Source organism: Microbacterium sp. (assembly GCF_035277845.1).
Lineage (GTDB): Bacteria > Actinomycetota > Actinomycetes > Actinomycetales > Microbacteriaceae > Microbacterium.
Window position 1 is genome coordinate 1 of the sequence record NZ_DATEJS010000033.1, and the last position, 8,144, is coordinate 8,144.

At 66.0% G+C, this 8,144-nt stretch carries 8 protein-coding genes; 4 read left to right on the top strand and 4 right to left on the bottom strand.

Annotation, left to right across the window (positions count from 1 at the left end):
• Nucleotides 1-197: hypothetical protein (locus VJR25_RS01115; RefSeq protein WP_324111660.1), on the bottom strand; the 197-nt coding region annotated here is incomplete at its 3' end.
• Here VJR25_RS01115 and VJR25_RS01120 point away from each other — a divergent pair.
• Nucleotides 114-1,421, top strand: coding sequence for an ISL3 family transposase (locus VJR25_RS01120; protein ID WP_324111646.1), 1,308 nt, complete (start codon nucleotides 114-116; stop codon nucleotides 1,419-1,421). The two genes, VJR25_RS01115 and VJR25_RS01120, sit on opposite strands and share 84 nt — an antisense overlap.
• Here the strand turns inward: VJR25_RS01120 and VJR25_RS01125 are convergent.
• Nucleotides 1,358-2,101, bottom strand: coding sequence for an amidohydrolase family protein (locus tag VJR25_RS01125; RefSeq protein WP_324111648.1), 744 nt, complete (start codon nucleotides 2,099-2,101; stop codon nucleotides 1,358-1,360). The two genes, VJR25_RS01120 and VJR25_RS01125, sit on opposite strands and share 64 nt — an antisense overlap.
• A 196-nt stretch (nucleotides 2,102-2,297) precedes the next feature.
• Here VJR25_RS01125 and VJR25_RS01130 point away from each other — a divergent pair, with 196 nt between their 5' ends.
• Complete coding sequence (locus VJR25_RS01130) at nucleotides 2,298-2,888, top strand: TetR/AcrR family transcriptional regulator (protein ID WP_324111650.1); 591 nt, start codon at nucleotides 2,298-2,300, stop codon at nucleotides 2,886-2,888.
• Between the two features lie 5 nt (nucleotides 2,889-2,893).
• On the opposite strand, the gene VJR25_RS01135 is transcribed toward VJR25_RS01130, so the two are convergent.
• Both VJR25_RS01135 and VJR25_RS01140 read right to left on the bottom strand, forming a co-directional pair.
• Nucleotides 2,894-3,394, bottom strand: a complete 501-nt coding sequence (locus VJR25_RS01135; protein ID WP_324111652.1) for a hypothetical protein — start codon at nucleotides 3,392-3,394, stop codon at nucleotides 2,894-2,896.
• Between the two features lie 20 nt (nucleotides 3,395-3,414).
• The gene (locus tag VJR25_RS01140; protein WP_324111654.1) at nucleotides 3,415-5,472 is read right to left on the bottom strand and encodes a primary-amine oxidase; all 2,058 of its coding nucleotides are present in this window, start codon (nucleotides 5,470-5,472) and stop codon (nucleotides 3,415-3,417) included.
• A gap of 824 nt (nucleotides 5,473-6,296) precedes the next feature.
• Here VJR25_RS01140 and VJR25_RS01145 point away from each other — a divergent pair.
• Together VJR25_RS01145 and VJR25_RS01150 are read left to right on the top strand one after the other, a co-directional pair.
• Nucleotides 6,297-7,661: an MFS transporter gene (locus tag VJR25_RS01145; RefSeq protein ID WP_324111656.1), complete on the top strand. Its 1,365-nt coding sequence runs from the start codon at nucleotides 6,297-6,299 to the stop codon at nucleotides 7,659-7,661.
• On the top strand, nucleotides 7,658-8,144 hold a 487-nt coding region (locus VJR25_RS01150; protein ID WP_324111658.1), incomplete at its 3' end, for a thiamine pyrophosphate-binding protein. The genes VJR25_RS01145 and VJR25_RS01150, both read left to right, overlap by 4 nt.

The following is an 8,144-nucleotide window of genomic DNA, read 5'->3' on the forward strand; positions in this document are numbered from 1 at the left end:
GGCTCTTCGCGAACGAGGGTGTAGCCGGGTGAGCTTGGCGTTGGCGGGGTAGGGGTCGAGGTCTCCCGGAGGATGGAAGTTCCTACGCTCGCCATCCGCAAAGAGACCTCGACGTGTCCCACCCTACTTTCGCGTGCCCTGACCTGACCACGTTCTGCCGCCTTGACGATCTCGGCCTCGTCGCGGTCGGCCAGCATCTCGAGCCTGATCGGGCTGTGTTGGAGTGTCGGGTCGTGGCTGATGACCGGTGGTGCCGGAAGTGCGGCGCGGAGGGCGTGCCTCGCGATACGCAGACGCGCAGACTCGCCCATGAGCCGTTCGGGCACCGCCCGACCACGCTGTTGATCCGGGTGCGGCGTTACAAGTGCACCGGGTGCGGGCGGGTCTGGCGGCAAGACACGTCGAAAGCAGCGCCGGCGCGGGCGAAGATCTCCCACGGTGGGCTGCGGTGGGCGCTGGAAGGCATCGTGCTCGACCACCTCACCGTGACCCGGATCGCCGCCGGGTTGGACGTGTCCTGGTCGACCGCGAACGACGCCGTCCTCGCCGAGGGGAAGCGGCGTCTGATCGACGACGCGCACCGGTTCGACGGGGTCAGGGTGATCGGTGTCGACGAGCACGTGTGGCGGCACACCCGGAAGGGCGACAAATACGTGACCGTGATCATCGACCTCACCCCGATCCGTGACAAGACAGGCCCGGCACGCCTGTTGGACATGGTCGAGGGCCGCTCGAAGGCGGTCTTCAAGCAGTGGCTCGCCACACGCCCGCCAGAGTGGTCGGAACGGATCGAGGTCGTCGCGATGGACGGGTTCGCCGGGTTCAAGACCGCCGCCGCGGAGGAACTCCCGAAAGCGGTCGCGGTGATGGATCCGTTCCACGTGGTCCGACTCGCCGGTGACGGCCTGGACCAGTGCCGACGCCGCATCCAACAGGAGCTGCACGGGCACCGCGGCCTGGCCCGCGACCCGCTCTACATGTCCAGGCAGACTCTGCACACCGGCGACGATCTGCTCACCGAGAAACAACGCGACCGCCTCAGCGGCCTGTTCGGCACCGAGGACCACGTGCAGGTCGAGGCGACCTGGGGCATCTACCAGCGCCTCGTCGCCGCGTACCGGGAACCCGACAAGAAGAAGGGCAAGCAGAAGATGCAGGCCGTGATCGACGCGATCAGCACCGGCGTCCCCGCCGCTCTCGTGGAGGTCCGCAAGCTCGGCCGCACGCTCAAACGCCGCGCCGCCGACGTCCTCGCGTACTTCGACCGGCCCGGCACCAGCAACGGCCCGACCGAGGCGATCAACGGCCGCCTCGAACACCTCCGCGGCAGCGCCTTGGGCTTCCGGAATCTGACGCACTACATCACACGGTCGCTGCTCGAAGCGGGCGGCTTCAGACCAGCGCTACACCCTGCTTCGTGAAGAGCCACTTTGATGCTGGTTGCGACTGCCGTCACGTCCCGTGCGACAGGGTCGGTGATCGAGTTCTGGAGTGCCGTCTCGGCCAGCGCCGACGCGTCGAGCTCGAACACCCAGCCCGTGAGCCGCCCGGCAGCATCGCGGATGAAGTCCTCGTCGTTCAGATCCGGCGTGGTAGTTGTGATTCCCATTGCAGCGAGCGCCGCGGTGTTTAGCCAGCGGTTGTGCATCGTGGTGTCGCGCAGCAGGACCGGGTGCCCGAGAGATGCCTCGTCGAGGTCGTCGAGAGCGGACGCATCGGCTCGTGTCTTTTCGACGACGATCGATCCCACGACGCCGCCGACGACCCACTCGCCGGGTCGAAGGTTCGCGGCGTGCGCGCGTACCTTCTCCATGACCTGTTCCGTCGTGTCGTTGGCGTCGATGATGAGTTCCCACGCGAGCATTTGCCCGCCGATGTCCAAGTGGAGGTGGACGTCGACCAAGCCCGGCATGATGAATCTCCCACCAGCATCGACAATCTCCGTCTGCGGACCGGCGAGTGCGCGGATCTCTGCAGAATCGCCGATCGCACGGATTCGGCCGTCGCGGACGGCGAATGCTTCGGCCCACGGGTTCGCAGCGTCGACGGTGTAGATGCGACCGTTGACGACGACGAGATCAGGTGTGATGACAGGGGACACTGGACGACTCCTTGGGATTGGGATGAGCTGCCGCGACGGCGAAGCGGGCCACATCGCCCGACTTCGTCCTTGAGTGGTGATTGGGTGTAACTGCGGCCGAGCTTATTGAGCGATTGTTTGAAAAAAGGTTGCAATTCTGTTTCGATCGCGTTTCGCCGTGTGCGGCACGGTTCACGCACTGGGGCAGAATCGAGTGGTGCCGAAGATCGTCGACCATGACCTGCGCCGCGCGAGTATCATCGATGGCTTCCTTCGCGTCGTCGCCCGCGACGGCATCGACGGTGCCACGACGCGATCGGTATCGGACGAGCTCGGGGTTTCCACTGGATCCCTCTGGCACTATTTCCCGAACTTCGATGCTCTGATCACGGGGGCCGCGGCCCGTGTGATGGAGGACACAACGCGTCGCATATCCGCCGCATCTGCGGGCGCGCGCGGCCTCGCGCGACTGTACGCGATCATGGGGGAGCTGCTGCCGCTGCGTCGCGACACGCGCGATGAAGCCGCGATCATTGTCAATTTCTGGGGCCGTGTCAGTACGCGATCGGTGCTGGCGCATGCAGTCGGCAGCGATGAGACGTGGTGGCTCGACGTACGGGAGGCGATCGGGGAGGCGGTCGCCGACGGCGAATTGCGCGAGGACGTTTCGGTCGAGGGCCTCGTGCATCTGCTCGCTTCGGTGACATATGGACAGCAGGTCGCTCAGGTGGCTGACCCGACAGTGGCGCCTGAGCAACACCTCGCGGTCGTCGACGCAGCGCTCTCGCCCTGGCTCCATCATCACTAACACCTTCACATCTGTTCCATGAGGGCGATGCAGCCGACCATCGCGATGATGTCCAAAGCGTGCATCAGATGGCGCCGCCGATCAGCGGACGACGCAGCGCCGTAGGCAGCCCGCGCCGCCTTCCAGGCGAGCCAGGCGGACATCGCGACGAAGGCCAGGCAGCCCACGACAGATGCGTCATGCAGCGTGCCAGCGCCATGCACGTGCCCACCAGGTGAAGCGTGGCCAGTGCCGGTTGAGACGCTTGTGACGAAGATCCATGCCATGATCAGTGAGCCCACTCCGCGGTGTGCGTCGAGGGCGGAGGCGCTCCCGCGTCGCCCGAGGACCGCGATTGGCGCCAACAGGACCTGCGCCGCAGCAAGGACGAGCATAATATCGGCGCGATGCTCGGTCGCGAGGGCGATCAGCATACTGGCGAGCATCACGATCGCGGGAACGGATCGATACCGCGGCGTTGTCGTGATGATCGCGCACAGGGCCGACAATGCAGCGAGAGCGATCATCACGACAGTTCGCACGGTGCTCAGTGGCAGGCTGCGCTGTTGTCATCGCCCGGAGCCGTCTGTGACGGCGATGTGCCGGTGCTGAGATCATTGTTCGCACTGCCTTCGGCGTGCGCGCCTGCGCCGTACGGACCGATTACCGGGTGCGGGGTCGCCGGCGCATGACAGCTGTCGCTGCCGGCGAGGACGGGCACATCCAGTGTGGGGTTGCGGTCGAAGAACCCGTGCGGCTTTAGGGTGAAGCCGGCATAGTCCACCGGCATGATGGGCCAGTCCTCGAGCCGTGGATAGTGAGTGAGTCCGAAGGTGTGCCATACGACGATGTCTTCGCCGTCGATCGCGCGGTCCTGCGCGGCATAGGCGGGAAGGCCCGCGCCGCCGGGGTGCTGGTTGACGGTGTAGCCGCCCGCCCACAACTCGTCGCGCTCGTACTGGGTGACCCACAGGTGGTGCGCCGCGAAGCCGGCGCGGCGGCGCGAGGACGAGTCCGGCGCCGTGAGGAGCGTGGGCTTGCCCTCGGGGTACAGCACGAACGCCGTCGGCGCTCCGACGCGGTTGACCCGATCGCTCGAGGCGATCTCCCACACGCGGCCCAAGGCTCCGTCCGCGTCGCGCCGCGCGGCGGACTCGGCGGTCAGCCGGGTGCGGGTGCGGCCGATCGCGTTGCCCCAGGGATTGGTGTCGCTGGTGGGAAGCCGCTTCACGTCGAGCTCGTCCACGTGGTTGCGGAGGCCGTCGATGGAGACGTCCAGGCGCGCGCAGAAGAGGTGCTGGTGGACGGGAGCGCCGAGCTCCGGGGTGAGCTTCGTGGCGAATTCGGTGACCCCGTCATGACCCGACGTGAACACGATTCCTGTGGCCTTCCCCTCGAGCTGGATAGTGCCGTCCAGGTAGAGGTACCAGTAGAAGCCGTAATCGTAGTTGCCGACCGTGACGAAGAACGAGACGACCAGGCGCCGCTGGCGACGGGTCTCGCTCGTGCCCGAGAAATCGTCGCGGTGCTTCCAGAGGATGCCGTAGTCCTCTTCGTGGATGCAGATCGCGTTCGTGATCGTTCGCGGCGCGCCGTCGTCGTCGACCACCACTGCATCGACGTAGGTAATCTCGCCGAGGCAGTCGCAGCCCAGCTCCAGCGAGTTCGCGAGACGACCGAACTGGTACTCGCCCACGTCGAAGTAGTTCTGCCAGGCGTGGGTGGGTGAGGGGTCGCCGTAGTTGACGACCATCTCCGACACCGACGCACGGTGGATGATCGGCCGCTCCTCTTCACCCTGCGTGAAGGACAGCTGGTGGAGCGTGAGCCCCTCGCGGCCGTTGAAGCCCACGCGCACCCGCCAGCCCTCCCACGACAGCACGCCATCCTCGAGCGTGAAGCTGACACCCTCGGGCTGGGTGATCGTGATGGGCTTAAGAGTGGTGCGTTCGGGGCCGCGCACCTCGGGGTCGCGGTAGTCTCCGGACTCCTCAGGAACGTGAGTGACCGGTGTCTCCACAACGCGCAGGACCTTCTTGGCATCGATGTCGAGGTGCGCGACCACGCCGTCGATCGGATGGGCCCACGCCGAGTCCGTCGCATACTTCTGTTGGAACGCCAGAACGCGGTAGACCCGGTGGCCCACCTCGTCCTCGTAGCCGAACACTCCGGCGGACAGCGGCACCGTGCGCACGGTGGTCAGATCGGTGACGCCGCGACGGGCGAGCGCGGCGACCCACTCGGCATCCTCTTTGAGGATGTTGTCGGCGTACAGGAAGTCCTCGTCGAGAGTGGGGCCGAAACCCTCGGCGACGGGGTCGAGCGTGCGGCGGGAGACGACCGTCCGCGACGTCAGATCGGTGATCGTCTGGACGAGCGAGCCAGTCGCCAGATCGGTGAGTAACGCCGTGATCTCCCGTGCAGGGGCCTCGGGCTGTTCGCCGGCTGCGGTCTCCCGGTCGTAGCGGAGCACCTGGGTCTTGTCCGGCTCGCGGAGCATCACGTACGAGAAGCGCGTGGACGGCGCCACGAGTCCGTCGGACCCGAGGATCTCGCGGTGCGCGATGATCTCCTCGGAGGTGAGAGGGCTCAGCGGATGGCGCACACGCGGCGGCGAGGGGACAAAGGGCTTCGGTGACATGTCGATCCAATCTGTGTTGAAAGGAACTATATTGAGCGATTGGTCGAAAATAAACCCTCGATGTATCGTCGCGGTTTCCTCCCGTGAAATATCCAGGCCTCTGCGGCTGACCACCGGCGAATGAAGCGCGACCTGCCCGGTCGGATCTTCCGCTCCTCGGAAAAGTAGATGGCTGTTCTTCCATCCACCGCATGCGGGCTGAGTCCGGCGCCCGCCGCTCGGTAGACGAGCGAGGGCCGATCAGCGCTGGCCTTCTAATGAGCGGGCTCAGCGCCATTTCTCTGCCGTTCCGGTCGAGCCGTCGACAAGTGGGGTGTGCGCCGCGTTACCCCAGCGACCGCCCATCCAGTGCAAACGGCTCGGTGAACTCGTCTTCAACGGATTCTCCGGTGCTCGAGGCGTATGAGCTCGGGCTGGTCGACGGAACGGGGGCACCGAGCGATCGACGGCCTGTCGTTCTCGGCGCGACCCGGCGAGTTTGTCTCAATCGCGAGCCTTCCGGCGCGAGCAGACCACGCTCCTGCTGCCTCTCGGGGTTGATGTGACCGACGGAAGGCGAGGTGCACATGCAGGGACGCGCGATCGTCTCGGTTCCCCAGGAGCTCACCCTCTTCTTCAGGCCTGCATCCGCTCGCTGTACCCGTGGAAGACCGTCGCACGCAACATCGCCTCCCGCCGCTCTTTGACAGGGCTCATCTTGCCGGGTAATCTGTGAGCGCACAACATGTTCTGTGAGAGAACATTGTCGCGACCTGACCGGCCGCGCGAAAGCCCAACGGAGGGACACCATGAGCAATTTGCAGTCTGTGGCGCCGCACGCCCGGGTGCGGACCAAAGCAGAGGGCGGCGCCGCCAGGCGCGTTGCCGCCGCGAGCCTTGTCGGGACCGCGATCGAGAATTACGACTTCTTCATCTACGGCACCGCAGCAGCCCTCGTCTTCAACGGGCTGTTCTTCGCCGAGGCGGACCCCGCCGTTGCGACTATCGCCACTTTCACCGTCTTCGCAGCTGGTTTCCTCGCGAGACCGCTGGGCGCTGTCATCTTCGGAAGCTGGGGCGACCGCATCGGGCGAAAGTCCATGCTGGTGGCGACCATCCTCATAATGGGTCTGGCGACTGCCGCGGTGGGTCTACTTCCCACGTACGCTGCTATCGGCGCTTGGGCGCCGCTGCTGCTGGTACTGCTGAGGATCGTGCAGGGAATCGCCGCGGGCGGCGAATGGGGCGGCGCAGCGCTCATGACCGTCGAGCACGCTCCTGAGGGCAAGCGCGGGCTGTTCGGGGGGTTCACGCAGGCGGCGATTCCGGTCGCGTTCATCCTCGCGAACCTCGTCTTCCTTCCACTCACCTTGCTGCTGACCAAGGAGCAGCTCGCGGCCTGGGGATGGCGCATCCCGTTCCTCGCCAGCATCGTCCTGGTGGCAGTGGGTGTCTTCATGCGCCTCAAGGTCACCGAGAGCCCGGTGTTCGAGGACGTCCAGAACGCCGGTGCCGCGGAGAAGTCGCCGTTCCGGCAGATCCTCCGGCGTGACGCCGGCACCGTTCTGCTCACCGCGTTGACGGTGGCGGCCACAAGCGCCATCGGCTATATCAAGAACGTGTACTTCCTGTCGTACACGACGCAGATCCTCGGCATCGACAACGCGATCGTGCTGACCGCGATCCTCTGCAACGCAGTGCTGGAGATCTTCCTGACCCTGTTCTTCGCGCACCTGTCGGACCGCCTCGGCCGACGCAGCGTATTCCTCTTTGGCGCAGTCTTCTCTGCACTCTGGGCGATCCCCTTCTTCCTACTCGCGGACGCCGGTCAGTTCTGGACGGTGCTCCTGGCCCTCGTCGGATCGGGAATCGGATCGACCGCCATGTTCGGCCCGCTGGCGGCGCTTCTCGCCGAGAAGTTCCGTGCCGAGGTGCGCTACACCGGCGTCTCGCTGGGGTACCAGGTGGGCAGCATTCTCGGAGGGGGCTTCGCGCCGCTCATCGCAGCGGCCCTCTTCGCCGCGACTGGAACCATCCTCAGCGTCTCGATCTACATGATCGCGCTCTGCATCATCAGCGGCACCGCCGCATTCTTCGTCGGCGAGACCCGGAACACGTCGCTCGCCTACCAGTCGGCAGCGCCGGCATCCGATCGGAAGGGGGCGCGGCGATGAGCCTCGTCAGCGGTAATCGTCTCTTGGTCGACACGCTCATCGAGTTTGGCGTCGATACCGTCTTCACGCTTCACGGCGGGCACCTCGACGGCATCTACAGCGGCCTCATCGAGTCCGGCATCCGTCTCGTCGACACGCGTCACGAGCAAGCAGCGGGGTTCGCCGCGCAAGGCCATGCCAAGGTCACCGGCGGCGTCGGCGTCGCAATGGCCACTGCCGGCGGCGGAATCACCAACCTCACAACACCCATCGCCAACGCCTGGTCGGACGGCGTGCCGGTCGTCTTCCTCGGTGGGGCCCCACCGCTGCGCGATTTTGACTCGCTGCCGGTTAACAGCGGCTACGACCAGTTGGCGATCATGACCGGGATCACCAAGTGGGCGCACCGCGCTACGGTGACGGAGATGCTTCCGCAGGTGATCGCGCGGGCGTTCCAGATCGCCGCCTCCGGCCGGCCCGGGCCGGTCTACGTCGACCTGCCCA

What these genes read in the sequence shown, in the direction of transcription:
- VJR25_RS01135 (WP_324111652.1), bottom strand. Translation starts at nt 3,394, where the DNA reads ATGATCGCTCTCGCTGCATTGTCGGCCCTGTGCGCGATCATCACGACA.
- VJR25_RS01145 (WP_324111656.1), top strand. Translation starts at nt 6,297, where the DNA reads ATGAGCAATTTGCAGTCTGTGGCGCCGCACGCCCGGGTGCGGACCAAA.